This window comes from Citrobacter sp. Cu231 (assembly GCF_030332265.1).
GTDB lineage: Bacteria > Pseudomonadota > Gammaproteobacteria > Enterobacterales > Enterobacteriaceae > Citrobacter > Citrobacter meridianamericanus.
The window spans coordinates 65,823-91,249 of the sequence record NZ_JAOWIE010000030.1 but is presented as its reverse complement, the minus strand read 5'-3'; the positions used below and the strand labels follow the sequence as shown (position 1 = coordinate 91,249).

Annotated in this window: 18 protein-coding genes and 3 pseudogenes; 9 read left to right on the top strand and 12 right to left on the bottom strand. The window is 53.0% G+C overall.

Features of this window, described 5'->3' with window-relative positions; translation table 11 throughout:
- Positions 1-626: pseudogene (locus tag OGY15_RS06445) on the top strand (IS1-like element IS1B family transposase); the annotation flags it as partial.
- Here OGY15_RS06445 and OGY15_RS06440 read toward each other — a convergent pair.
- The 6 genes and pseudogenes from OGY15_RS06440 to OGY15_RS06415 all read right to left on the bottom strand — a co-directional run.
- A pseudogene (locus OGY15_RS06440) lies at positions 615-731 on the bottom strand (ABC transporter permease); the annotation flags it as partial. The pseudogenes OGY15_RS06445 and OGY15_RS06440 sit on opposite strands and share 12 nt — an antisense overlap.
- A gap of 17 nt (positions 732-748) precedes the next feature.
- Positions 749-2,293 carry a sugar ABC transporter ATP-binding protein gene (locus OGY15_RS06435; protein ID WP_286538826.1) on the bottom strand — a complete coding sequence of 515 codons (1,545 nt, stop codon included), beginning with the start codon at positions 2,291-2,293 and terminating at the stop codon, positions 749-751.
- 1 nt (position 2,294) lies between these two features.
- A complete protein-coding gene (locus OGY15_RS06430; RefSeq protein ID WP_151218714.1) occupies positions 2,295-2,915 on the bottom strand; it encodes a DUF2291 family protein in 621 nt (206 codons plus the stop codon).
- Positions 2,916-2,958: 43 nt separating this feature from the next.
- Entirely contained in the window at positions 2,959-3,894 is a 936-nt protein-coding gene (locus tag OGY15_RS06425) for a D-ribose ABC transporter substrate-binding protein (protein WP_043015525.1), read from the bottom strand.
- Positions 3,895-4,019: 125 nt separating this feature from the next.
- The gene (locus OGY15_RS06420) at positions 4,020-5,540 is read right to left on the bottom strand and encodes an FGGY family carbohydrate kinase (protein ID WP_286538825.1); all 1,521 of its coding nucleotides are present in this window, start codon (positions 5,538-5,540) and stop codon (positions 4,020-4,022) included.
- A 339-nt stretch (positions 5,541-5,879) separates the two neighbouring features.
- Positions 5,880-6,830, bottom strand: coding sequence for a sugar-binding transcriptional regulator (locus OGY15_RS06415; protein ID WP_187252848.1), 951 nt, complete (start codon positions 6,828-6,830; stop codon positions 5,880-5,882).
- A 361-nt stretch (positions 6,831-7,191) separates the two neighbouring features.
- Here OGY15_RS06415 and OGY15_RS06410 point away from each other — a divergent pair, with 361 nt between their 5' ends.
- Entirely contained in the window at positions 7,192-8,022 is an 831-nt protein-coding gene (locus OGY15_RS06410; RefSeq protein WP_151224903.1) for a transketolase, read from the top strand.
- Positions 8,015-8,950 (top strand): transketolase family protein, encoded by a 936-nt coding sequence (locus tag OGY15_RS06405; protein ID WP_286538823.1) that lies wholly within the window; start codon positions 8,015-8,017, stop codon positions 8,948-8,950. The genes OGY15_RS06410 and OGY15_RS06405 overlap by 8 nt, the downstream gene beginning before the upstream one ends.
- A 3-nt stretch (positions 8,951-8,953) precedes the next feature.
- On the opposite strand, the gene entD is transcribed toward OGY15_RS06405, so the two are convergent.
- Both entD and OGY15_RS06395 read right to left on the bottom strand, forming a co-directional pair.
- Positions 8,954-9,577 (bottom strand): enterobactin synthase subunit EntD, encoded by a 624-nt coding sequence (gene entD / locus OGY15_RS06400; RefSeq protein WP_286538822.1) that lies wholly within the window; start codon positions 9,575-9,577, stop codon positions 8,954-8,956.
- 49 nt (positions 9,578-9,626) lie between these two features.
- Positions 9,627-11,899, bottom strand: a pseudogene (locus OGY15_RS06395) (TonB-dependent siderophore receptor).
- A 253-nt stretch (positions 11,900-12,152) separates the two neighbouring features.
- Between OGY15_RS06395 and fes the strand changes: the two are divergent.
- From fes to wzz(fepE), 4 genes are all read left to right on the top strand, one after another.
- Positions 12,153-13,370 carry an enterochelin esterase gene (fes, locus tag OGY15_RS06390; RefSeq protein WP_187259410.1) on the top strand — a complete coding sequence of 406 codons (1,218 nt, stop codon included), beginning with the start codon at positions 12,153-12,155 and terminating at the stop codon, positions 13,368-13,370.
- Between the two features lie 30 nt (positions 13,371-13,400).
- A complete protein-coding gene (locus tag OGY15_RS06385; RefSeq protein WP_151218720.1) occupies positions 13,401-13,619 on the top strand; it encodes an MbtH family protein in 219 nt (72 codons plus the stop codon).
- Positions 13,616-17,506 carry an enterobactin non-ribosomal peptide synthetase EntF gene (gene entF, locus OGY15_RS06380; RefSeq protein WP_286538821.1) on the top strand — a complete coding sequence of 1,297 codons (3,891 nt, stop codon included), beginning with the start codon at positions 13,616-13,618 and terminating at the stop codon, positions 17,504-17,506. Before OGY15_RS06385 ends, entF begins: the two co-directional genes overlap by 4 nt.
- Positions 17,507-17,735: 229 nt before the next feature.
- Complete coding sequence (gene wzz(fepE), locus OGY15_RS06375; RefSeq protein WP_187252843.1) at positions 17,736-18,869, top strand: LPS O-antigen length regulator Wzz(fepE); 1,134 nt, start codon at positions 17,736-17,738, stop codon at positions 18,867-18,869.
- Positions 18,870-18,915: 46 nt separating this feature from the next.
- On the opposite strand, the gene fepC is transcribed toward wzz(fepE), so the two are convergent.
- The 3 genes from fepC to fepD are packed head-to-tail and all read right to left on the bottom strand — an operon-like array spanning position 18,916 to position 21,706.
- Positions 18,916-19,713 (bottom strand): iron-enterobactin ABC transporter ATP-binding protein, encoded by a 798-nt coding sequence (gene fepC / locus OGY15_RS06370; RefSeq protein ID WP_151218722.1) that lies wholly within the window; start codon positions 19,711-19,713, stop codon positions 18,916-18,918.
- Positions 19,710-20,702 carry an iron-enterobactin ABC transporter permease gene (fepG, locus tag OGY15_RS06365; protein WP_187252842.1) on the bottom strand — a complete coding sequence of 331 codons (993 nt, stop codon included), beginning with the start codon at positions 20,700-20,702 and terminating at the stop codon, positions 19,710-19,712. Before fepG ends, fepC begins: the two co-directional genes overlap by 4 nt.
- A complete protein-coding gene (gene fepD, locus OGY15_RS06360; RefSeq protein WP_151224907.1) occupies positions 20,699-21,706 on the bottom strand; it encodes a Fe(3+)-siderophore ABC transporter permease in 1,008 nt (335 codons plus the stop codon). Before fepD ends, fepG begins: the two co-directional genes overlap by 4 nt.
- A 109-nt stretch (positions 21,707-21,815) precedes the next feature.
- Between fepD and entS the strand changes: the two genes are divergently transcribed.
- Positions 21,816-23,054 (top strand): enterobactin transporter EntS, encoded by a 1,239-nt coding sequence (gene entS / locus OGY15_RS06355; RefSeq protein WP_210904808.1) that lies wholly within the window; start codon positions 21,816-21,818, stop codon positions 23,052-23,054.
- 44 nt (positions 23,055-23,098) lie between these two features.
- Here entS and fepB read toward each other — a convergent pair whose 3' ends face one another.
- A complete protein-coding gene (gene fepB, locus OGY15_RS06350; RefSeq protein WP_151225084.1) occupies positions 23,099-24,028 on the bottom strand; it encodes a Fe2+-enterobactin ABC transporter substrate-binding protein in 930 nt (309 codons plus the stop codon).
- Positions 24,029-24,242: 214 nt separating this feature from the next.
- Between fepB and entC the strand changes: the two genes are divergently transcribed.
- A complete protein-coding gene (gene entC, locus OGY15_RS06345; RefSeq protein WP_187259413.1) occupies positions 24,243-25,418 on the top strand; it encodes an isochorismate synthase EntC in 1,176 nt (391 codons plus the stop codon).
- Positions 25,419-25,427: the final 9 nt, after the last annotated feature.

Here is a 25,427-nt window from a genome sequence, read left to right as displayed (position 1 = left end):
GCCGGACATCAGCGCTATCTCTGCTCTCACTGCCGTAAAACATGGCAACTGCAGTTCACTTACACCGCTTCTCAACCCGGTACGCACCAGAAAATCATTGATATGGCCATGAATGGCGTTGGATGCCGGGCAACAGCCCGCATTATGGGCATTGGCCTCAACACGATTTTACGTCACTTAAAAAACTCAGGCCGCAGTCGGTAACCTCGCGCATACAGCCGGGCAGTGACGTCATCGTCTGCGCGGAAATGGACGAACAGTGGGGCTATGTCGGGGCTAAATCGCGCCAGCGCTGGCTGTTTTACGCGTATGACAGGCTCCGGAAGACGGTTGTTGCGCACGTATTCGGTGAACGCACTATGGCGACGCTGGGGCGTCTTATGAGCCTGCTGTCACCCTTTGACGTGGTGATATGGATGACGGATGGCTGGCCGCTGTATGAATCCCGCCTGAAGGGAAAGCTGCACGTAATCAGCAAGCGATATACGCAGCGAATTGAGCGGCATAACCTGAATCTGAGGCAGCACCTGGCACGGCTGGGACGGAAGTCGCTGTCGTTCTCAAAATCGGTGGAGCTGCATGACAAAGTCATCGGGCATTATCTGAACATAAAACACTATCAATAAGTTGGAGTCATTACCCATCACACTAAAGAATGCGATAACCAGCAGCAGTGCAATAAACGTTCTGGCCTTCAACAGGTACATATAAATCATATATTTCTGGTTCATGATGGATTCCAGCCTGATTAATCTTGAGGTGTCGAAGCCGCGATTAAGGTCTCGCGGGTGACCGCATGACGGGGGACATCAGCGGTGATTCGGCCATCAGCCATCACCAGAATACGGTCCGCCAGCGCCATCACTTCGTCCAGCTCTGATGAAGAGAACATCACCGCCAGCCCTTGCTGCGCCATTTTGCCAATAAGGTGATACACGTCGGTTTTCGCGCCCACATCAATGCCTCGGGTGGGCTCGTCAAGGAAAACCACCTGCGGTTGCGTCATTAATGCCTTACCCAGCACCACTTTTTGCTGATTACCGCCGCTTAATGAGGTGATAGGCAGTTCGGGATCGCTCACTTTGATAGCCAGTTGCTGGATCATTGCCTTCACACTGGTCTGCTCTTTGTGCGGATTCAGCCATTTCCAGGCTCGGCGAAAGCCTTGCAGGCTGAAGTCAGACAGCGTCATGTTGGACTGAATCGACATCATCTGAACAACGCCTTCGCCCTGTCTGTCTTCAGGCACCAGTGCCAACCCCTTTTTAAGGCGTGACTGAAAATGGGCTTTATCAATGCATTCGCCGTTAAGCTGCACACTCCCACTCTGGCAGGGCATAAGTCCCACCAGGCCTTTGAACAGTTCCGTCCGTCCTGCGCCCAGCAGACCATAGATTCCGATGACTTCGCCTTTACTGAGGCTAAACGTCACGTCATTAAGCTTATAGCCGCCGCTCGGATGAAGGGCTGTGAGACCCTGTACGGATAGAACCGTTTCACCTTTTGGTGCGGGTTGATAATCAAAATGTTTTTTCTTGTCTCCCACCATTTGTTCAATGATCCACGGAATACTGGCATCATTGACTGGGCGTTCACTGATAAAACGGCCGTCGCGGAAAATCGTGATGTAATCACCAATTTCCATCAACTCTTCCAGACGGTGGGATATATAGATGATGGTGACGCCGCGCCGTTTGAGTTGCTCAATGACGTTAAACAACACTTTCACCTCAGACTGGCTGAGGGCGGAGGTCGGTTCATCCATGATTAAAACACGGGTATCTTTGGAGAGCGCACGAGCAATTTCGACCAGTTGCTGATGACCGATCCCTAGTTCTTCCAGAGGTGTATACGGATCAACATCCAGCTCGAGTCTTTCCAGTAATGATTTTGCCAGTGCGTATTGGTATTTTTCGTTGATTTTCCCTTTCTGAAAGAACTCGTTAGCCATGAAAATATTATCCATGACATTCATGTTTGGGAATAAATTCAACTCCTGAAAAATAATGCTGATACCCAGTTTTTCGGCCTGATGAGTAGAATTTAATGTGACAGGTATGCCATCCATAATAATTTTCCCGGAAGAGGGGCTTTCGACACCAGCAAGCATTTTCATCATGGTGGACTTACCCGCACCATTTTCTCCGATCAGCACGTTTACTTTATTTCGATATACCCGATAGTTGACGCTATCTAATGCCACCACCCCAGGGTAAACACGCGATAAATCTTGTGTTTCGATAATAACTTCAGATTCGACGGAATGAGGAGTGACGATATCTTGCTGCTGCATGTTATTGTCCTCCTACGGATTCAATTTTCGCTGGTGTAATAACCGGGATGGATTCTGGAATCTCCCACTCAGAAAAAACACCATAAACGTGCACTGATTCTCCGGTTTTAAGTTGCGCAGATTGGACCATCTTTATTGCTTGTTCGTTAATTCCTCGACCATATTCACCAAATAATACCTGGTCATTGAAATCACTATAACTTGCGCCTTTAAAGGCATCGCGTAATTGTGTGCCGCGCAGCGTCGGACCAATCTGCACAATAATGTTGTTGCCGCTTTTATCGACGATGGTCATTTTTCCACTACGAGAGGCGGTATCAAGATTGCTAATTTTTCCCTCCACTTGTACGTAAAAGATGCAGGGATTCTCTTCCTGAGAGCGATAGCCGAGATTTTTACAGGCGCTGTCAAAATCTTTTTCAGCATGCAAGGCCATTAATAAATCGGCCACCGGACGAGCCTGCCCGACAATTTGCGGGACAATCTTGTTTTGCCACGTTTGGGCTATATTACCCATGTGTGGATTCGGTGGCGACTTGAGGTCCGCAAGTTCCTGCTGCGAGACGATGCGACATCCTCCCACGGTCAGCACGACCAGCGCAAGCCAGGCTTTCTTAGACATAATGTTCTCCTCTGCGCCTCCTGAGAGGCGCAACAACCCGGGATCAGGACTTGATATTGAAATCCTGCACTTTATCTGCGTTTTCTTTAGTGATAAGAATTCCGCGGAACATGACGCGTTGTTTTTCTGGTTTTATGCCTTTTTGCAGGTAGTTATCCAGATCGGTAACTCCTTGCGCTGCGATAGCCTGTGCCTGGAGCATGACGGTCGCCTGTAGAGTGCCAGCTTTCACTGCATCACGTTCGTCGTTGCTACCGTCGATACCGACCACGACCACGTCACTGCGGTTCGCCGCTTTTAATGCAGCAATAGCCCCCAGTGCTACTGGACCGTTACCGCAGATAATACCTTTCACGTCCGGGTGGGCCTGTAGGATGCTGTCCATAATACGTTTACCGTCGATAAGCGTGCCTTTGGCATCCTGTCTGGCGACACTAACCATATCCGGGAACTGATCAATAACCTGATGAAAGGATTTGGAGCGCGTAACACAATTATTATCGGCAAGGTTACATGTCAGTTCAGCATATTTACCTTTTTCACCCATTTTCTCGACGAAAATATTTGCAACTTCTGAACCAGCCTGGAAGTTATTATGGGTAATTTGCACCAGTGCAACATCATCAACGGGAATTTCACGGTTGATCAATATGACGGGAATTCCAGCTTTTTTCGCTTTTTCAATTGCCGCAACGCTGGCCGTTGAATCTGCATTATCCAGAACAATACCCTGGACTTTTTTGCCGATTGCCGTATCAATCAATTCATTCTGTTTTTTTACATCTTCACTGTGCGACAAAATTGTGGTTTTGTAGCCTAGTTCCTGGGCTTTTTCACTGGCACCTTTTGCTTCTGAGGCGTAATACGGATTATCCAGTGAATTCACCATAATCATGATTGTCCCTTTTTCCGCTGCATGAGCAGTAAAAGACAAAGCAGTCAGGGTTGCAGCAGTTAACAGCGTTAAACGTAATTTCATGACAATGTTCTCTCTGTGTTGTTATTGTCGGGTACGGTGAAACAACGTAAAGCCTGAGTTTTTTATGATCCGGTGCCCTCCTGTATATGTGGTAAATAACGTCGCGTGTTTTCCCTGGCGAGGCATCAGGCGGACGGGGCCGGTTTCCATAATGTTCTGTTTACCGCATGGCGCCATTCCTGCCATCTTTTTTGCAACCGATGATGGCGATCCATGTCGGGTTTAAATGTGCTATGTACGGTTAAAAAAGCTTTTAAATCAGTCAGTGAGCCAGGATAAAGCGCTTTACGCGCCAGTAATGCCGCGCCAATGGCGGACAGTTCTGGCACATCGCTACGCATAACCGGATAACCAAGCAGATCTGCCTGATATTGCATTAGCCAGTCGTTTTTGGTGGGGCCACCGTCAACCATTAATGCCGTTAACTTGAAATCATCGTGCTGCTGCATGGCAACTACAACATCGGCGATTTGATAGGTAATCGACTCAAGTGCGGCACGGATCAGATGGGCACGTTTAACTCCCCGACTGAGTCCGCAGATAACTCCACGGGCACTGTCATCCCACCACGGCGCCCCAAGCCCGGTCAGTGCTGGCACAAAATAAACGCCGAGGGTTGAATCAACAGAGGCGGGAAGGGTGTTGAGTTCGTTTGCCAGTTCGGCATCCGAAAGTTCGCTCAAACCCGTACTGTCCGCCATCCATGCCACCGCATCACCCGTGTGCGGGATATTGCCCTCCAGACCGTATATGATGCTATTGCCATCGTGCCAGGCGATGGTGGTAGCCAGAGCGTCAATATCGCATTGGGCTGATTTGACCGGCGACATCACTGATGACCCGGTACCATAAGTTGCTTTAACGCATCCCATTTCGCCAAGAGCATGACCAAACAGAGCGGCATGTGAGTCACCCACCATCGACATCACAGGAATGCCGTCTGGAATGCCATCCAGTCCACGAGTATGACCAAATAATCCACTGGAGGGTTTTATTTCCGGTAAGGCGACACGCGGAATGTGGAAGAGTGCCAGCATGGCTTCATCCCACTCTCCAGAGTGCAGGTTTAGCAACTGTGTGCGGGCGGCGTTGGAATAGTCACAGCAGAAGGTTTCACCAGCGGTTAAATTCCATAGCAACCAACTGTCGATCGTTCCCAGGCAAATTTGTCCCTGCGCAGCCAGCTGTGGGCCATCGGTCACGGATTCCAGTAGCCAGCGCATTTTTGATGCGGAGAAAAGTGGTGCGATTGGCAGACCAGTGGTTGATTTTATTAGTTGTTCTTTATTTTCATGCCGCAGTTCCTCGCAGTAAGCCGCACTGCGCGTACATTGCCAGGTGATTGCGGAATTTAGCGGTCTGCCAGTCTGGCGATACCAGCCTATGGCGGTTTCACGCTGATTACTAATAGCCAGTGCTGCGACGTTTTCAGCACCAACATGATTCATAGCTTTGGCTATGACGCTAATAGACGCATCAATCAACGCCTCCCCAGATTGTTCAACCCAGCCATCCCGGGGGGTCTGAATCGCCAGTGGCTGAGAAAACTTTGCGACCACATTGCCCTGTGCATCAAGCGCGATTGCTTTGGCGTTAGTTGTGCCTTCATCCAGCGCAATGATGAACTCTTTCTTCGCTGCACACATAGATTATCTCCTGAGTCACATTGCGTCCCGGTTTAGAGGATAAAACCCTCTCATTGTCGCGTCATTACTGCATCAGGCCTGGCTGTGACATCGCTTTTTTAATTATTGAATATATATTCGGTATTGATTATTTATTTAATACCTTAGCTACAATCTTTCCGTTGGGCTACAGAAAAAATCATCAATTGTGCTGAGAATCACACTTACACAGACGGGACAATAACAGAAAAAAGAATAAATTAAGGCGAGGTGAAACCTTTCAGTCTATTGAAATATATAGATTTTAGTCACAGCCTTTGCTTTTTATCTTTCGTGCAAAGGCTACCAGCGAATTAAGGATCAGGAGGTGACCAGCATACGGGCCGTAGGATAGTCGGTAATGAGCACGTCGATATAACCTCCGTTCAACGCCCCTTTAATTGCCGCGACTTTGTCTGTACCGCCAGCAAGCGCCACGACATTCGGGCATTTTTTTACCTTGTCCAGTGCCATGCCAATCACTGGATCTTCGTCATCTTGTAATACCGGCTGTCCCTCGTTGTCGTAGTAATGCAGGCAAATGTCCCCGACCGCGCCGCGATCGGCCAGTACCTGCAACATATCTTCGTGGTAGTAGTTACCTGATGTTTTCAGCAATTGGGATGGTTCGAGGATCCCGACGCCAACAATGGCGATGTCGACATTATCAAAGCGTGAAATCACATCGGCGACATCTTTGCTGGCAACGAGACGGTTTTTCTCTTCAACCGAACCTTCGATACTCTGAGAAGGAAGTAGCCAGGCTTCACAATTCAGATGTTGCGCCAGCGTCTGCGTCAGAATTGTGGCTTGTACGTTGCCGTTGGGACCTACGCCGCCCAACAATTGAATTACGCCGCCGGCTTTCAGATTCTGTGTATGGACTTCATCCACCATCGCTCGGATAGTCGAACTCCATGAGGAAACGCCCACCAGGTCTTTGGGGCGCAATCGGGTTTCCAGATAGTGGGCTGCGGCAGAACCAATGGCGCGTTTGATGGTGTGGTCGCTGGCATCCTCTTCGGTATCAACCACTATGGCCTGCTTAATGCCGTAACGTTCCTCGATCCCTTTTTCAAGATTCAGGAAGATATTTGAGGGCTGGACAACGCTGATTTTCACCACCCCTTCTTTCTGACAGCGGGTGATGGCGCGGGAGATAAACGACTGAGAAAGCGAGAGAAGTTGAGCAATATCGGACTGTTTGCGTCCTTCAAGATAGTAAAGGGTAGCGATTTTAACCAATAGCCGTTGTTCGTCCTGCTTAGCCATATATTTCCCCGAAAATCATTTACGTACCGCCATTATCTTAATGCGTTTTATCATACGCGAAAATTTAAGACAGGTAAGTGTGATAAAGCTCTAACTTTAACCAATCCTCAAAAACAGCTATGGACAAATACGAAAATTAGGTTGCATAATTGAATAAAGAATCATTTATGAATATATATTCATAGTGGTGACAGGTCAACTTATTATTACCAGCGTCAGTGTGGTCGCGGTAAGGAGGCAGAATGTACCTGAGTATGATACAAGGGCGTAAGCCTGATGATGTGACGTATGGGAAATTCTGGTTTTTTTAGTCCCATACGGAATAAATATTCCACATTGAAAATAAATTCAGAGGTGCTAAATGAATCCCTGGAACTATGATATCCAGACTCTTGAGCGCAAAGCGCGGGCGGTTCGCCGTCACATCGTCAGATTAAATGCTAACAGTCCTGCGGGTGGGCATACTGGTGCGGACCTGTCTCAGGTTGAACTGTTGACGGCACTCTATTTTCGGATACTCAATGTCGCTCCGGAGCGTATCGCTGATGAAGCTCGGGATATCTACATCCAATCTAAAGGTCACGCGGTGGGCTGTTACTACTGTGTTCTGGCGGAAGCGGGTTTTTTCCCCGTTGACTGGCTGGAAACCTATCAACATGCCAATTCCCATCTTCCCGGACATCCGGTTCGCCAGAAAACGCCGGGTATTGAACTGAATACAGGTGCTCTGGGCCACGGTTTACCTGTTGCGGTGGGACTGGCTCTGGCTGCGAAGAAAAATAACAGTTCACGCCGCATCTTTTTAATCACAGGTGATGGTGAACTGGCCGAAGGAAGTAACTGGGAAGCGGCACTGGCTGCTGCTCATTATGGCCTCGACAACCTGATCATTATTAATGACAAGAACAATCTTCAATTAGCCGGACCGACTCGCGAAATCATGAATACCGATCCGCTTGCCGCAAAATGGCAGGCATTTGGTATGACAGTGACTGAATGTCAGGGGAATGATATGGCGTCGGTTGTCGCCACTCTGGAAGGACTTAAGCAGGAAGGAAAACCTAACGTCATCATTGCCAATACCACGAAAGGCGCGGGTATATCGTTTATCCAGGGGCGCTCTGAATGGCACCATCGGGTGCCAAAAGGTGAAGAGATCGAACTGGCTCTGGAGGAGTTAAAAGATGAGTAATGCAGAACACCTCGCAAACGTCATGGTTCAGGCGTTCATTGATGCAGTTGAAAAGGGGGTTGACCTGGTTCCGGTCGTAGCGGACTCGACATCAACAGCGAAAATTTCTCCTTTTATAAAGCAGTTTCCTGATCGGTTGGTCAACGTAGGTATTGCTGAACAAAGCATGGTTGGAACGGCGGCAGGACTTGCTCTTGGCGGTAAGGTAGCCGTCACCTGTAACGCTGCGCCATTTCTGATCTCCCGTGCCAATGAGCAAATTAAAGTCGATGTTTGCTACAACAATACCAATGTGAAGCTATTCGGTCTTAATGCCGGTGCCAGCTATGGCCCGTTGGCGAGCACTCACCATTCGATCGATGATATTGCCATTATGCGAGGCTTCGGCAATATCCAGATTTTCGCCCCATCTTCGCCACGAGAGTGCCGACAGATTATCGATTATGCGATTGGCTATCAGGGACCGGTATATATTCGTCTTGATGGAAAAGCACTGCCGGAACTTCATGACGAGAGTTACCGTTTTGTTCCGGGGGCGGTGTTAACACTGCGCGAGGGGGAACATGTGGCGCTGGTGGCAACTGGCTCGACAGTTCATGAAATTGTTGATGCCGCTGCGCTGTTGGCTGATGCAGGTATTCAGGCGAAAGTGGTCAGTGTACCTTCAATTCGACCATGTGATACCAAAGCTCTGTTATCAGTATTACAGGGCTGCAAAGCGGTGATTACCGTAGAAGAGCACAATATTAATGGTGGGTTGGGAAGCCTGGTGGCAGAAGTACTGGCTGAGGGCGGAGTCGGGGCAGTGTTAAAGCGTTTAGGTATTCCGGATGGAGAGTACGCAGCGGCAGCGGATCGTGGCTGGCTACGTCAGCATCATGGTTTTGACGCCGCAGCTATCGCTGCTCAGGCGCGAGACCTGCTGTGACGTTCACACTGTTGCCAGTGTGATTACATCATTGCCCGAGAACCGCCATTGCACGCGATACATTTGGCTGTGAGCACGTAGTATCATTTGGTTGTGTTGCAACTCAACGATTTGATACTGCGAAAATCCGGCGTTTGCCTGTTGTGATGCCAGGGTTACTTTAAAAGCACTTTCTTTGGCGGAAAATGCCAGTGTGAGAGCCTGTTCCACTGTCAGGCCGCTATTGGCCAACCACTCTTTTTCTGTATTGGTGACAATACTACTTAACAGTTCGTTCGCGGTTTGCAGCGTAAATATAGTTTCTATATCCAGCCCGACGGGATGCGTCGATACCGTCGCCAGGGCAATTGTTGCGCAATGACTGATGCTGCCAAACAGATTTTGCGGCCACAACGGTTGGCGTTGTGCGCCGATGCCGGGTACGGCTTTGTGGCCAAATTCACGCAGCGCGTGCACGGCGGCAATACGGCCTGCCAAGTGCTCGGCTTTACGCTTACGTCCACTGGACAGAAGTTGAGTGTGGTGGGGCAGCCAGAGCATGTCGTGCTCATGGAAGCTGTCGGGATCGAACTCGACAACGTGCAGCGTATGGTTTGCGAAGGTGAGTGGTGTGTGAGTTGTGCGCATGATAGTGATGAGTTCCCTCTCCCCGCAGTGAGGAGAGGGAGAAACGTTATCAGAAGTGCGTGTTAACGCTCATGAACCACGTGCGGCCCGGTTCGTTATAGGTGTGCGCGCCAGCGCCCGCCATATAGTTCCCGGTGACGATATCACCCGTGGTCTGGGCATTACCTTCACGCCACAAACGTTTATCAAAGACGTTATCCACGCCGCCGGTCAGGCTGACGTTTTTCGTCACGTCCCAGGTCGCACTCAGGCCGACGATACTGTACGGACTAACTTCGCTGGCCGAGCTGCCGGTCACCGGTTTACCCTGGTAATCGTATTTCTTAGGCTGCTGTTTGCCATACCAGGTGAAGGTTGACTGCAGCGACAAATCTTCGCGTGCCTGCCAGCTCAGGGTCGAATTCAACGTGTATTCAGGAATAATCGACAGGCGCTCGCCGGTCTCTTTATTCTTACTTTGCAGCATGTAGGTGATGTTGTTGGTCCAGGTAACGGTTTCGCTAACTGGCACGTTCAACGTACCTTCCAGACCCTCAACCACCGCTTTAGGAATGTTTTCCCACTGATAGATATCGGTGTAAGTCGTCTTTCCTTTATTGGTGATAGATGTTCTGTCGAAAGGTACCGTACCCGCTTCAATCTTGTTGCGATAATCATTGCGGAACCAGGTTACCCCGGCCAGCCAGCCGTCACGTTTGAACTCAAGACCAATCTCTTTATTGATACTGGTTTCGGCCTTCAGATCGTCATTGCCCATCATGTAGCAACCAATACCGGTCGCGGAGCCGGTGGCGTAGCAACCCTGCCCCTTGCTGTACAGAATGTAATTCGGGTTGAGCTGGTACAGACTTGGCGCTTTATAGGCGCGCGCAATGCCCATTTTCAGCGTAAAGTCATCTCCCAGACCTTGGGACAGGTTCAGAGACGGACTCCAGTTGTCGCCGACGATGCTGTGATGGTCGAAACGTAGACCCGGCGTCAGCATGGTGCTGTCGGTCAGTTCCATGTTGTTTTCAGCAAACAGAGAGAAAATCTCTGCGTCTGAGTACGGGCTACGGTTGGTGCTGCTCGAACCTGGAATATCACCGCCCATAAAGGTCTGTGAATTGGACAACATATCCTTCATGCGCTGCTGATTCCATTCGGTACCGAGCGTCAGGTTTTGGTTGACCAGTAGATCTAACGGAATGCTGACCTCACTGTGCAGCATGACGTCACTCAGGTCGGCGTCGAGATATTTTTGTGACGCATTCGGGTCGAAGATCCCCTCAGTACCGCCCGCCAGACCTTCCGGCGTACGGGAGTTACGCGTATGTTCGTACTGTACCCAGTTGCTGGTGGTGACGCCGTTATCCCAGCCACCATTCCAGGTCAGAGAGTAGTTCTGGCGGTAAAGACGGTTGGTCTCTTTCCCGTAGTTATCTTTCACCAGTTGGTTGGTGTTGGTGTTTTGGGTGTCACCCGCATAAAGATTGCCTTGACGGCTATAGCCAGCTTCCAGTTCCAGTGACTGGAGCGGGGCGAAATCCCAGCGAACCACGCCGTTAATATCTTTGTTGATCACCCCTTCACGACCGGCTGGTAGGGTATTTGAATATGTGCCGGTACGTTCTGACTGATACCCTGGTTGATGTCCCATGCGTCGGCCTGGGTTTTATCGAGATTACCGTAAAGACGGAAGCTGAAATCTCCGCCCATTGGACCATTCAGGCTAAAGTTGGTACGTTTGGTCGAACCTTCGTCTTTGTGTTCCGGGGCATTGAAATAGGTATCCCAGGAGCCGTGCCATTCGTTGCTGCCTTTTTTGGTGATGATATTCACCACGCCGCCAGCCGCACCGTTGCCATAGCGTGCCGCGGCAGGACCGCGCAGCACTTCAATACGCTCGATCATTTCCGGCGGCACCCAGGCGGTATCGCCACGGGTATCACGCTCGCCGCGCCAGCCCTGACGCACGGAGTTGCGGCTGGTGACCGGTTTGCCGTCGATAAGAATCAGGGTGTTTTCCGGCCCCATACCGCGAATATCGATCTGGCGGTTGTTGCCGCGTTGGCCGCTGGTTGAGTTACCGGTCAGGTTAACGCCTGGCATGGTACGGATGATTTCCGACACGTCGCGAGCGGGAGGATTCTTACGGATTTCATCAGCGGTAATGGTTGAAACGCCCGGCGCCTGCAGGTTCTGCTGGGCGGCGGTAACCACAATAGTGTCTTCATGAGAGACTGCGGCGTTCTCGGTTTGATCTTCTGCCATTGCTGGCAGGGCTACCCCGTAAATCCCTAAATTGACCAATAAGGCCAGTGAATGAATCTTGTTGTTCATTGTTTGTCCTGCTGTTCTTTTAGCCACGAGTCCCAATCTGCCGTAGTACGGCATTTGGCCTGATGTCGCCCGTATCCGCGTAAACCCTCCATTCCAGAAAAAGTACGCAGCGTCAGGTCGGTTTATAAGTGGTGAAAAACTGTGCGCGCTTCCCACAGCGCGACAATACGCTATTGCAAATGCAAATAGTTATCAATAATATTATCAATATATTTCACGCTAAATCATAAAATTTCACAATAAACATGGGGTTATGGCGGTGACGACGTTAATGATGGGAAGCGAGGCGTGGTGGCAGTCGAAAAAGGGCCCGGAGTGGGAGCGTGAAGACAACGGAAATTATCGGGTAACTTTTTGGTGGCGTGACCCGCAGGGAACGGAAAAAGAGTCCGCTATTCGTCGCGTATGGGTCTACGTCACCGGCGTCACCGATCACCATCAAAACGCGACCCCTCAGTCGATGCAACGCATTGATGGAACAAATGTTTGGTGCTGGCGTATTTCACTCAGCGCCAACTGGCGCGGCAGTTACTGCTTTATTCCAACAGAACGAAACGATATTTTTGCTGCGCTGGCAGCGGGCGAAGCGCCTGACCGAACAGTGCTGCGTGAAGGCTGGCGAAAATTGCTGCCGCAGGCCATTGCCGATCCGCTTAATCCACAGAGCTGGCAGGGCGGTCGTGGTCACGCGGTGTCTGCGCTGGAGATGCCGGAGGCTCCCGTACAACCTGGATGGGATCGACCTGAAAACCCCGGTTCTCCCGCAGTTTGCCTGCAATGGCGTAGCGGCAGGCTTGGCAATACGCGCCGCGTGTGGGTGTTTACCACCGGTGATGCCCAACCGGAAGCACGTCCGTTGGCTATCCTGCTGGACGGACAGTTTTGGGCGCAGAGTATGCCGGTCTGGCCTGCGCTAACTTCACTTACGCATTGCGGACACCTCCCTCCCGCCGTTTATCTCCTGATTGATGCCATCGATACGGCTCACCGCAGCCACGAATTGCCGTGTAATGCCGATTTTTGGTTGGCAGTACAGCAGGAGCTATTGCCGCTGGTGAAGGCGACGACCGCGTTCAGTGACGACCCGCAGCGTACCGTGGTCGCCGGGCAAAGTTTTGGCGGGTTGTCATCGCTGTATGCCGGACTGCACTGGCCGGAACGCTTTGGCTGCGTACTCAGTCAGTCTGGATCTTACTGGTGGCCGCATCGCGGTGGTCATCAGGACGGAGCGATCGTCGAGCAACTGAAGACCGGGACCATCAGCGCTCAGGGGCTGCGGATTGTCCTGGAAGCGGGGATACGAGAGCCCATTATTTTTCATGCAAATCAGGCGCTATATGCCCAGTTACCCTCTGCGCCACAGTCTATTTTCTGGCGTCAGGTTGATGGTGGACACGATGCGCTTTGCTGGCGCGGCGGTTTGATGCAAGGGCTAATGACGCTCTGGCAGCCGCTTACCGACACGATTTAACCGGACGATGTTCCACGACAGGAGTTGAGTATGGAATTCAGTAATCCCTTCGATAATCCGCAGGGTCAGTTTTACATTCTGCAAAATCCCCAACGCCAGTTTAGTCTTTGGCCGCAACAGTGCTCACTTCCTGCTGGCTGGAAGGTCGTGTGTGAACCCCAATCCCAGGAAGCCTGCCAGCAATGGCTGGATGCAAACTGGACCGCGCTGACGCCAGCGAACTATGTCGATGTGCAGGAGGCTCCATGACTCAACGTTTACCGTTAGTGGCGGCTCAGCCGGGGATCTGGATGGCGGAAAAACTCTCCACATTGCCCTCGGCGTGGAGCGTAGCGCACTACGTAGAATTAACCGGCGAACTGGACGCGCCGTTGCTGGCGAAAGCGGTTGTGGCTGGCCTGGAGCAGGCCGATACCTTGCGAATGCAGTTTAGCGAAGATAACGGCGAGGTCTGGCAATGGGTGGATCCTGCGCTCACTTTTGCGCAACCCGGAATCATCGATCTGCGCGAAAAATCCAACCCACATGAGGTGGCGCGGGCGTTGATGCAAGCTGACCTGCAGCAGGATCTGCGTGCTGACGGCGACAAGCCGCTGGTTTTTCATTTGCTTATACAGGTGGGAGACAAACGCTGGTATTGGTATCAACGTTATCATCATCTGCTGGTTGATGGCTTCAGTTTCCCGGCTATTACCCGACAGATAGCCGCAATTTACCGCGCATGGCTGCACGGCGAGTCAACGCCAGACTCACCGTTTACGCCGTTTACTGAGGTGGTGGAAGAGTATCAACAGTATCGTCAAAGCGATGCCTGGCAACGCGACGGCGCATTCTGGCGCGAGCAGCGAAAACAACTACCACCACCGGCTTCGCTGTCGAACAAACCGTTGCCGGGGCGATCGGCCAGCGCGGAGATTATTCGCCTGAAGTTAACCGCGCCTGAAGGCGTGTTCCGCCAGCTTGCGGCACGCATGCCTGATGTTCAGCGTGCGGATCTGGCTCTTGCGCTGGTGGCGTTGTGGCTGGGACGCTTATGCAGCCGAATGGATTATGCCGCCGGGTTTATCTTTATGCGGCGCATGGGCTCGGCGGCGTTGACGTCCACAGGACCGGTTTTAAACGTTCTGCCGTTTGGCGTGCAACTGGATGCGACAGAAAGCTTGCCTGCGCTTGCACAACGACTGGCCGGACAGTTGAAGAAAATGCGTCGGCATCAACGTTATGATGCCGAACAAATCGTTCGCGACAGCGGGCGTGCAGCCGGGGCCGAACCGCTGTTTGGCCCGGTGCTGAACGTGAAAATATTCGACTACCAGCTGAATATTCCCAGCGTACAGGCGCAAACCCATACGCTGGCGACAGGGCCGGTGAATGATCTTGAACTGGCATTGTTCCCGGATGAAAACGGCGGGCTGAGTATTGAAATCCTGGCCAATAAACAGCGCTACGATGCAGCGACGCTGGCGCAGCATGCCTCGCGTTTAATCGCGCTTATTGAGCAATTTGCCGACAATCCGTCGCTATGCTGTGGCGACGCTGAAATGTTGTTGCCGACAGAACATGAACGGCTGGCGAAGATTAACGACACGAGCGTGGAGATCCCGTCCACTACGCTGAGCGCGCTGGTGGCGCAACAAGCCGATAAAACACCGGATGCCCCGGCACTGGCCGATGCCCGCTATCAGTTTAGCTATCGCGAAATGCGCCAGCAGGTTGTGGCGCTGGCGAGCCTTCTGCGTGAACGCGGCGTACAGCCGGGTGACAGCGTTGCCGTGGCATTACCGCGTTCCGTGTTCCTGACGCTGGCGCTGCATGGCATTGTTGAGGCGGGAGCCGCCTGGCTGCCATTGGATACCGGATACCCGGACGATCGCCTGCGGATGATGCTCGAAGATGCGCAGCCAAAACTGTTGATCGCGACCGAGGAACAACTGGCGCGCTTTAGTGACATCCCTGGCCTGGAAAGCCTGTGCTACGACGCGCCGCTGCCAGCAGATGATGCAGCTCCGTTGGCGCTATCTCGACCCAATCATACGGCCTATATCATTTTTACTTCCGGTTCAACCGGCAGGCCAAAAGGGGTGATGGTTGGGCAAACCGCCATCGTTAACCGTTTGCTGTGGATGCAAAATCACTATCCGCTGACCGCAGATGATGTGGTGGCGCAAAAAACACCGTGCAGTTTTGACGTCTCGGTATGGGAGTTTTTCTGGCCGTTTATTGCCGGGGCAAAACTGGTCATGGCAGAACCTGAGGCGCACCGCGATCCACTGGCGATGCAGCAGTTTTTTGCCCAATACGGGGTGACGACCACGCACTTTGTTCCTTCTATGCTGGCTGCTTTTGTCGCTTCATTGACGGCGGAAACTGCGCGGGAGAGTTGTGCCTCGCTGAAACAGGTATTTTGTAGCGGTGAAGCCTTGCCTGCAGACTTATGCCGCGAGTGGGAACAGTTGACTCATGTGCCGTTGCACAATTTATACGGGCCAACGGAAGCGGCGGTCGATGTGAGCTGGTATCCGGCTTGGGGGGAAGAACTTGCCGCCGTAACCGGCAACAGCGTGCCGATTGGCTATCCGGTATGGAATACTGGTTTACGTATTCTGGATGCCATGATGCGACCGGTGCCTTTCGGCGTGGCGGGCGATCTGTATCTGACGGGGATCCAACTGGCACAAGGCTATTTGGGCCGTCCGGATCTGACGGCGAGCCGTTTTATCGCCGATCCGTTTAACGCGGGCGAACGCATGTATCGTACCGGGGATGTGGCGCGCTGGTTGGAAAATGGCGCGGTGGAATACCTCGGGCGCAGCGATGACCAGCTTAAAATTCGCGGACAGCGCATTGAGCTCGGTGAGATTGACCGGGCGATGCAACAAATGCCTGACATCGAACATGCCGTTGCCCATGCCTGCGTATTCAACCAGGCCGCGGCGACAGGCGGGGATGCGCGCCAACTGGTGGGGTATCTGGTGTCTCAATCGGGTCTACCGCTGGAGACGTCTGCATTACGGGAACGTCTGCGCGAAAAACTGCCTGCGCACATGGTACCAGCGGTATTGTTACAACTGGCGGAGTTGCCGCTTAGCGCGAACGGCAAACTGGATCGTAAAGCGCTACCCATGCCGCAGTTGACGTCGCGTACTTCCGGGCGCGCGCCGCGAGCAGGGACGGAGACAACCATCGCGCAGTCTTTTGCGGCCTTGCTGAATTGCGAGGTGAATGATGTAGAGGCTGATTTCTTTGCGCTTGGCGGGCATTCACTGCTGGCGATGAAGCTGGCAGCGCAGTTGAGCCGCATTTTTGAGCGTCAGGTAACACCCGGGCAGATTATGGTGGCTTCTACCGTGGAACGACTGAGTGCATTGCTGGAGAGCAATGATGATGAACAGTCGCAGCGTCTGGGATTCGAGACGCTGCTGCCACTGCGTGAAAGTCACGGTCCAACGTTGTTCTGCTTCCATCCGGCGTCGGGTTTTGCCTGGCAGTTTAGCGTGCTGTCACGTTATCTCAGCCCGCAGTGGTCGATTATTGGTATTCAGTCGCCGCGACCGGATGGCCCGATGCAGATGGCGGAAAACCTCGATGCGGTATGCGAACATCATCTGGCAACGCTACTCAGTCAGCAGCCTCATGGCCCCTACTATTTGTTAGGTTATTCACTGGGAGGGACGCTGGCGCAGGGAATTGCCGCGCGTTTACAGGCCAGAGGTGAGACGGTTGCCTTCCTGGGGCTGCTGGATACCTGGCCGCCGGAGACGCAAAACTGGCAGGAAAAAGAGGCCAATGGTTTAGATCCTGCCGTACTGGCGGAGATCGAGCGGGAGCGTGAAGCGTTTCTGGCAGCACAGCAGGGGAATGCGTCGGAGGTTTTATTTACCGCTATCGAAGGCAACTACGCTGATGCGGTTCGCCTGCTCACGACGGCACACAGCGTGCCGTTTGCGGGCCACGCCACGCTGTTCGTTGCTGAGCGTACCTTAGTGCCGGGCGTCAGCCCTGAACGTAGCTGGTCCCCGTGGATATCCAGTCTGGATGTTTACCACCACGACTGCGCGCATGTCGATATTATCTCCCCTGCCTCGTTTGAGGATATAGGGCCGATAATTAATTCTCGAATCAATAATTCGATGTAACAAAGCCATTCTTGCTATCGCGGCGATCAAATAGCTCCATAATGTAAATTATATGTTATGGAGATGATCTTTTTTGTGGGGCGGATGGCGATTAAAGGGGTGAATAAATTCCGAATATTATTATTGGTAGGGCTTCAGGCACAAAGAATGTTTCGGATAATTCTTACTAACTGGTAGACTTCTCTTTCGAAAATGTTCTTCTTTGGGCGCGGATCTCAGGTCACACAACATGTCATCATTAAATATTAAGCAAGACAACGTTTCGGAACTTACTGCTTATCCCCAGCCAACGGCTAATGCCAACGAAATTGATTTAGTGAATCTTATCGAAATTTTATGGCGCGCCAGGACGAAAATTATGGCGACCGTATTAGCCTTTGCTTGTGTGGGTATTCTGGTCTCTTTTTTGCTGCCACAAAAATGGACCAGTCAGGCCATCGTGACCCCTGCAGAACCGGTCCAGTGGCAGGAGCTTGAGAATACGTTGACCAAATTGCGCGTGTTGGATATGGATATAAACGTTAGCCGTGGTGATGTATTTAACCTGTTTATCAAAAAATTTCAGTCGCCCTCATTGTTAGGAGCGTATCTGCGTTCTTCACCCTACGTGATGGATCAACTGAAAGGCGCTGATATCGATGAAATGGACCTGCATCGGGCCATCGTCAGGCTCAGTGAGAAAATGAAAGCGGTTGACAGCAACGTAGGAAAAAAGAATGAAACCTCGTTGTATACCGCATGGACGCTGAGTTTTACCGCGCCACAGGCTGAAGAAGCCCAGTCGGTATTGAAAGGCTACATCCAGTACATTTCCGACATTGTGGAAAAAGAAACGCTGGAAGATATTCGCAATAAACTGTCGATCAAAACCAGCTTTGAAAAAGAAAGACTGGAGATGGATCGCGTCAGGCTCAAGAATCAGCTGGAAGCCAATATCCAGCGGTTGAACTACTCCCTGGAGATTGCGAATGCTGCCGGGATTAAAAAACCAGTCTACAGTAATGGTCAGGCAGTGAAAGATGACCCTGATTTTTCTATTTCACTTGGCGCCGACGGCATCGCGCGTAAATTAGAAATAGAAAAATCAGTAACAGATGTTGCTGAAATTAACGGTGAATTACGTAATCGCCAATATCACGTTGAGCAGCTGTTAGCGATGAATGTGAGCGACGTACAATTCGCTCCGTTTAAATATCAACTTTCACCTTCGCTGCCGGTGCATAAAGATGGTGCGGCTAAATCAATGATCGTTGTTCTGGCTGCTTTACTGGGCGGTATGGTGGCATGTGGTGGCGTTTTACTGAACTACGCCATGGCGTCGCGTAAGCAAAAAATGACGTTTGTTGACCAACAACTGGTGTGATGAATTGTCGTATGGCGGCGAACAGGCCGCCATACGACAAATCTTGCTATTTGTTGCGCCCGAGCGGTACCACTAACGGCGTTCCGGCAACCGGATCGTCGATTATCATACAGCGCAGCCCATAGATTTTTTCGATAAGCTCCGCCGTGACAATCTCCTTCGGCGCGCCCTCGGCAATAATATGCCCGTCACGGAGTGCAATCAGATGCGTCGCATAGCGACAGGCCTGATTGAGGTCGTGTAAAACGGCGGCCAGCGTATAGCCTTTCTCCCGGTTTAGTTCACTCAGTAGCTCCAGCAGATCGATCTGATGACTGATATCCAGCCAGGTGGTGGGCTCATCGAGCAGCATAATGGATGTTTCCTGCGCCAGTACCATCGCAATCCATGCGCGCTGCCGTTGTCCGCCGGAAAGGGTATCCACACTTTGTGATGCCAGGTGGGTGATCCCCGTCGCCTGCATGGCGTTTGAGACCGCTATTTCATCTTCATTCCGCCAGCGGGTAAACAATGGCTGGTGCGGGTAGCGCCCACGGGCAACCAGCTCCTGCACCGTAATATCACCCGGCGTAGTGGCGTTTTGCGCAAGTAAACCAATTCTGCGGGCTACTTCTTTGCTGGGATAGTGCTGAATATGCTCACCGTCGAGCCAGACCTGACCGCGTGCAGGTGTCATCAAACGACTCAACGTGCGCAGTAGCGTTGATTTCCCGCAGCCGTTTGGCCCAATAATTGCGGTGAAGTGACCGTCGGGAATCGACACATTGAGGTTTTCCGCTACGGTAAACTTGCCATAACCCAGCGTTAACTGGTCGCCACGCAAACGGGCTACTGATTCGATCATTTTTTGCGGGACTCCTGAATTAACAAGACGATAAGATAAATACCGCCGAGGCTTACGGTGACAACGCCCACCGGAAGCTGATAAGGCATAAACAGCTGTTGAGCGCACAAATCCGCCATCAGCAGCAGCAATGCGCCGCACAATGCCGACAGGGTTAATCCCCAGCGCGATGTGCCGCTAACCCGCCGCGCGATATGCGGGGCGACAAGAGCAATAAATGAGATGGGGCCTGCCAGCGCGGTGGCGGCGGCGGTCAGCACAACGGCGACCAGCATCATCATCAAACGTGAACGTTCTACGCTGACCCCAAGCGCGCAGGCACTGTCATCACCCATTTCCAGTAAACGCATCCGGCGCACCAGCAACGTGGCGCACACCAGCATAATGATGATCAACGGTGCAGCAGGCCAGGTCTTAGCCCAGGTCAGACCATTGAGCGATCCGGCGTTCCACAGCCCAGCCGTCAATGCGGTTTCTAATGAAGCCTTCAGCAGCAGCCAGGTGTTGAACGCGACCAGCATGGCACGTATGCCAATACCGATAATAATCAGTCGGAAGGTGTCAATACCGTTGCGCCAGGCAAGCGCCCAGACCACCAGAGAGGTCAGGATCCCACCCAGCATCGCCGCAAGAGCAATAGCGGTGAGATGTTGTCCAAACAGCACCATTGCCACCAGTACACCGCTCCAGGCACCGGTATTGAAACCCATCACATCCGGACTGCCCAACGGGTTACGCATTAACGACTGGAATATTGCGCCGCTCACGCCGAGCGCCGCGCCAATCAATAGCGCCATGAGCATGCGAGGCAAACGCCATTCGGTCACCACCAGCGTAATACTGCGTGGCGCATCGCCAAACAGAGCAGCAAAAATTTGCTGGGTTTCCAGCATCACGACGCCGCTACGCAGGCTCCATAAGCCAACGGCGAGACAGCCTACAATCAGCAACAGGCTGCTGATTATCAGACGGCGAGAGAGGTGCATCATGCGCCACCTCCGCGTGGTTTCCGTCGTACCAGAAAGATAAGCACCGGCGCGCCGATGAATGCGCTGACCACCGAAACACGCAGCTCCCCGGGGACAATCAGGCGACCGATGATATCGGCAATCAGTAGCAGAGACGGGGTAGCCAGCAGGGTAGCGGGCAGTGACCAACGGTGATCTGCCCCTACCAGCCAGCGCGCCATATGCGGCATCATCAGACCGATAAAGGCGATAGGGCCGACAATCGCGGTTGCACTACCACACAGTACGGTAATAACCAGCAGGCCAATAAACTGCGTGCGAGCGACTTTGCTGCCCAGTGCGGTAGCGGTGTCGCTTCCGAGGCTCAGACTATTCAGGGCGCGGCTGAGGAACAACGCAACAGTAGCGGCAATCAGCACCGGCACAAGTACTACTTTAAGCGTTTGCAGGCTGCGGATATCCAGTGAACCGGCCTGCCAGAAACGTAGCTGATCGTAGACATCCGGGTTGAGCAGGGCGATGCCGGTGGATAATCCTTCCAGCACCGCGCCCAGCGCAACCCCTGCCAGCGTCAGACGTACCGGGCTTAACTGCCCACCGCCCTGACTACCGGTAAATGCCACGATCAGCGACGCGGCCAGCGCACCGGCAAAAGCCATCAGCAGTTGTTCTTGTGCAGAGGAGAAGCCGAACAGCGCGGCGCCCAGCACAATAGCGAAGCTGGCACCGGAGTTGACACCCAGAATGCCGGGATCGGCGAGAGGGTTACGCGTGAGCGTTTGCATTAATGCGCCAGCCAGGCCCAGCGCACCACCTGCGAGCAGTCCTGCCAGTGTGCGCGGCAGGCGCGCGTCCAGCACGATGGTGCAATCAGCGCTTTGACAACTGCCGGTGAGCGCATCCAGCACCACGGAAGCAGGTAGCGATTTTGCGCCAATCACCAGGCTTAGTACCGTGATGAGAACAAGTAATAACAATAGTCCGGGCACGGCGAAGGCGCGTGTCGCGGAAACAGAGCATGGCATATCAACTTCCCTGATAATGATAGTAATTATCGTTATCGATCTTATTTGGATATGTTAGCATGTGCAGCCATCGAATGGATATTGAAAAAGTACCTGGTAAGGCTCTGTAATGAATCGACAATCATGGCTGCTCAATCTCAGCCTGTTAAAGACCCACCCTGCATTTCGTGCCGTCTTCCTCGCCCGTTTTATTTCCATTGTCTCTCTGGGGCTACTCGGTGTGGCGGTTCCGGTACAGATCCAGATGATGACGCAGTCGACCTGGCAGGTTGGTTTGTCGGTGACGTTGACTGGTAGCGCGATGTTTATTGGCCTGATGGTGGGCGGCGTGCTGGCCGATCGCTATGAACGTAAAAAAGTGATCCTGTTGGCGCGTGGAACCTGCGGAATCGGCTTTATTGGTCTGTGTCTGAATGCGCTACTGCCTGAACCGTCATTACTGGTGATTTATCTGCTTGGCTTGTGGGACGGTTTCTTTGCCTCACTGGGTGTAACCGCTTTGCTGGCAGCAACGCCGGCGCTGGTCGGGCGGGAGAATTTGATGCAGGCCGGGGCGATTACCATGCTGACGGTGCGTCTGGGGTCGGTCATTTCGCCAATGCTTGGCGGGGGGCTGCTCGCAACCGGTGGCGTGGCCTGGAACTACGGGCTGGCGGCGGCGGGGACCTTCATTACATTGCTGCCGTTGCTGAGCCTTCCCGCGTTGCCGCCTCCGCCGCAGCCGCGTGAGCATCCGCTGAAATCGCTGCTGGCAGCATTTCGTTTTCTGCTTGCCAGTCCGCTGATTGGCGGCATTGCGTTGCTCGGCGGTCTGTTGACCATGGCGAGCGCTGTACGCGTGTTGTATCCGGCGCTGGCGATTAACTGGCAAATGTCGAGCGCGCAAATTGGTCTGCTGTATGCGGCTATTCCCCTGGGGGCGGCGGTGGGCGCATTGACCAGCGGGCAACTGGCGCACAGCATTCGCCCGGGACTGATCATGTTGGCATCGACCGTGGCGTCGTTCCTGGCTATCGGGCTGTTTGGGTTGATGCCGGTGTGGGAGCTTGGGGTTGTTTGCCTGGCGCTGTTTGGCTGGCTGAGTGCGGTCAGCTCTTTGTTGCAGTACACCCTGTTACAGACGCAGACGCCGGAAGCGATGCTCGGGCGAATTAACGGTTTGTGGACCGCGCAGAATGTCACTGGTGATGCCATCGGAGCGGCGTTGTTAGGTGGTCTGGGCGCGATAATGACGCCAGTCGCTTCGGCAAGCGTCAGTGGATTTGGCCTTGCGATCGCAGGACTGCTGCTGTTGCTGCTGTTGAATGAGTTACGTCGTTTCCGTCAGACACCGCCTGAACTGGCGTGAGGCTTCAGGCCGGATGCGGCGTAAACCACATCCGGTACGAACCATTAAAACAGTGAGGAGAAGCGTTGCAGCAACAGCGTCGCGCTGTAGTAGTCCAGACGGAAAGTTTCCGTTCCCAGGGCGTAAACACGCTTGTTCTGCACGGCCGGCAGATGTGCCAGCAGCGGATTGGCATAAATGGCGTCGGCATCTTTGTTGTCGCCCGCGAACAGGAATAGCGCTTCGCCATTCAGTCCGGTCGCCAGATTCTCACCGCCGATTTGAATGATATCGTGGCGCTTGCCCTGACTCTGGCTGGTGTGCAGTCCGGCTGGCAGCTGCGCTAACGTGAAACCTAACTGCTCCATTAACTTGCCTTGCGCAGATTCCGGCGTCCACAGGTTGGCGCTGTGCGCGGCGGCGGTGTACACCAGTGCGTTAACCGGCTGTGGCGGTAGGGTAATACGTTGTTTAACCGTCTGCAGTTGCTTATCAAACTCGGCAATACGTGCTGCCGCCTGTTGCTCATGCCCGGTGATGCCTCCTAACTGCGTCAGCAGTGACTGCCAGCTTTTGTCGTCGTAATTAATGATAAGTGTGGGCGCAATGGTGGACAGTTGATCGTACAGTGCGAGGGCAGAATCCCCGCCGGTGGCGCTTATCAGAATCAGATCCGGCATTTGCGCCGCAACGGCTTCAGCGCTCGGTTCACCAATATACAGACGACTCAATTTGCGCTCTTTTGCGACTTCGCTCCACTGACGCAAAAAGCCCTGCGCATCGCCAATGCGATTGTTCGGCGTGGTGGCCCCGCTGGCGATGACCGGAGCATCAATCGCCAGTAGCGAGCCAGTGAGGGTGACGCTGGTGGAGACAATGCGCTGCGGCTTATGCTCCAGCGTATGCGTGCCGCGGCTGTCGGTAACCTGACGCGGCCACTCGGCGGCGTGACCTGAAGAAATTCCTGAAATAGACAAACCTGTCAGCAAGAGCATGGTGCGGCAAAAAGAGGGGAGACTCACGAATCAGCTTCCTGTTATCAGTATGAGTAATGCTTCTCATTTTCATTGTTAGTGAACAAGGATGCAAGCCAAAGTCGCACATTGTGCTACCTCAAGAGTTGACATACTGCCGCTTTACTTTTAGGTTAGCGACCGAAAATATAAATGATAATCATTATTAGAGCCTTTATCATTTTTGGAGGATGATATGGATACGTCACTGGCCGAGGAAAAAACGCAGACTATGCCGACGCTCGCTCCCGACAGTTTTTTCTTTATGTCGCCGTACCGTAGTTTTACGACGTCAGGATGCTTCGCCCGCTATGCGGAACCGGCAATTGATGGCGACGCGCCAGACAGCCCTTTCCAACAGAAAATGCGCGCCCTGTTTGCTGATGCCAAATCGCAGGGTATCGCTAACCCTATCATGGTCGGGGCGATCCCTTTTGACACCCGCCAGCCGTCATCGTTGTTTATTCCCCAGTCGTGGCAGACGTTTTCCCGCACGGCGAAGCAGCAGTCATCACGTTATTTTAATGCGCATCAGTCGCTGAACGTCGTGGAACGTAAATCGATCCCAGAACAGGACTTTTTTGAAGACATGGTCGCCCGGGCGGCTGCGCTGACGTCTACCCCGGAAGTTGACAAAGTGGTGTTATCCCGCCTGATCGATATCACTGTAGACGCCAATATAGACAGCGGCGCCCTGCTGGAGCGGCTGGTGGCGCAAAATCCGGCGAGCTACAACTTCCACGTGCCTCTTGAAGACGACGGCGTATTGATTGGCGCCAGTCCGGAACTGCTGTTACGCAAAGAAGACGATCGTTTCAGCTCATTACCTCTGGCCGGTTCCGCGCGCCGTCAGCCGGACGATGTGCTGGACAGGGAGGCGGGTAATCGCCTGCTGGCATCCGAGAAGGATCGCCATGAACACGAACTGGTGACGCAGGCGATGAAAAATGTATTGCGCGATCGTAGCCGTGAACTGCAACTCCCTTCCTCTCCGCAACTGGTTACCACGCCTACGCTGTGGCACCTCGGTACGCCGTTTGAAGGTAAAGCCAACGCGCAGGAAAACGCCCTGACGTTGGCGTGCCTGCTACACCCGACGCCTGCGCTGAGCGGCTTCCCGCATCAGGTCGCACGCAAACTTATCGCCGAACTGGAGCCGTTCGATCGTGAACTGTTCGGCGGCATTGTCGGCTGGTGTGATGCCGAAGGTAACGGTGAATGGGTCGTGACGATCCGCTGCGCGAGGCTGCTGCGCAATCAGGTTCGTTTCTTCGCCGGAGCAGGAATTGTGCCAGCCTCTTCCCCGGTTGCGGAATGGCGTGAAACGGGAGCCAAGCTTTCCACCATGTTGAATGTTTTTGGCCTGCATTAAGAGCCTGGT

What these genes read in the sequence shown, in the direction of transcription:
- OGY15_RS06435 (WP_286538826.1), bottom strand. Translation starts at nt 2,293, where the DNA reads ATGCAGCAGCAAGATATCGTCACTCCTCATTCCGTCGAATCTGAAGTT.
- OGY15_RS06430 (WP_151218714.1), bottom strand. Translation starts at nt 2,915, where the DNA reads ATGTCTAAGAAAGCCTGGCTTGCGCTGGTCGTGCTGACCGTGGGAGGA.
- OGY15_RS06425 (WP_043015525.1), bottom strand. Translation starts at nt 3,894, where the DNA reads ATGAAATTACGTTTAACGCTGTTAACTGCTGCAACCCTGACTGCTTTG.
- OGY15_RS06420 (WP_286538825.1), bottom strand. Translation starts at nt 5,540, where the DNA reads ATGTGTGCAGCGAAGAAAGAGTTCATCATTGCGCTGGATGAAGGCACA.
- OGY15_RS06415 (WP_187252848.1), bottom strand. Translation starts at nt 6,830, where the DNA reads ATGGCTAAGCAGGACGAACAACGGCTATTGGTTAAAATCGCTACCCTT.
- OGY15_RS06410 (WP_151224903.1), top strand. Translation starts at nt 7,192, where the DNA reads ATGAATCCCTGGAACTATGATATCCAGACTCTTGAGCGCAAAGCGCGG.
- OGY15_RS06405 (WP_286538823.1), top strand. Translation starts at nt 8,015, where the DNA reads ATGAGTAATGCAGAACACCTCGCAAACGTCATGGTTCAGGCGTTCATT.
- entD (WP_286538822.1), bottom strand. Translation starts at nt 9,577, where the DNA reads ATGCGCACAACTCACACACCACTCACCTTCGCAAACCATACGCTGCAC.
- fes (WP_187259410.1), top strand. Translation starts at nt 12,153, where the DNA reads ATGGCGGTGACGACGTTAATGATGGGAAGCGAGGCGTGGTGGCAGTCG.
- OGY15_RS06385 (WP_151218720.1), top strand. Translation starts at nt 13,401, where the DNA reads ATGGAATTCAGTAATCCCTTCGATAATCCGCAGGGTCAGTTTTACATT.
- entF (WP_286538821.1), top strand. Translation starts at nt 13,616, where the DNA reads ATGACTCAACGTTTACCGTTAGTGGCGGCTCAGCCGGGGATCTGGATG.
- fepC (WP_151218722.1), bottom strand. Translation starts at nt 19,713, where the DNA reads ATGATCGAATCAGTAGCCCGTTTGCGTGGCGACCAGTTAACGCTGGGT.
- fepG (WP_187252842.1), bottom strand. Translation starts at nt 20,702, where the DNA reads ATGATGCACCTCTCTCGCCGTCTGATAATCAGCAGCCTGTTGCTGATT.
- fepD (WP_151224907.1), bottom strand. Translation starts at nt 21,706, where the DNA reads ATGCCATGCTCTGTTTCCGCGACACGCGCCTTCGCCGTGCCCGGACTA.
- entS (WP_210904808.1), top strand. Translation starts at nt 21,816, where the DNA reads ATGAATCGACAATCATGGCTGCTCAATCTCAGCCTGTTAAAGACCCAC.
- fepB (WP_151225084.1), bottom strand. Translation starts at nt 24,028, where the DNA reads ATGCTCTTGCTGACAGGTTTGTCTATTTCAGGAATTTCTTCAGGTCAC.
- entC (WP_187259413.1), top strand. Translation starts at nt 24,243, where the DNA reads ATGGATACGTCACTGGCCGAGGAAAAAACGCAGACTATGCCGACGCTC.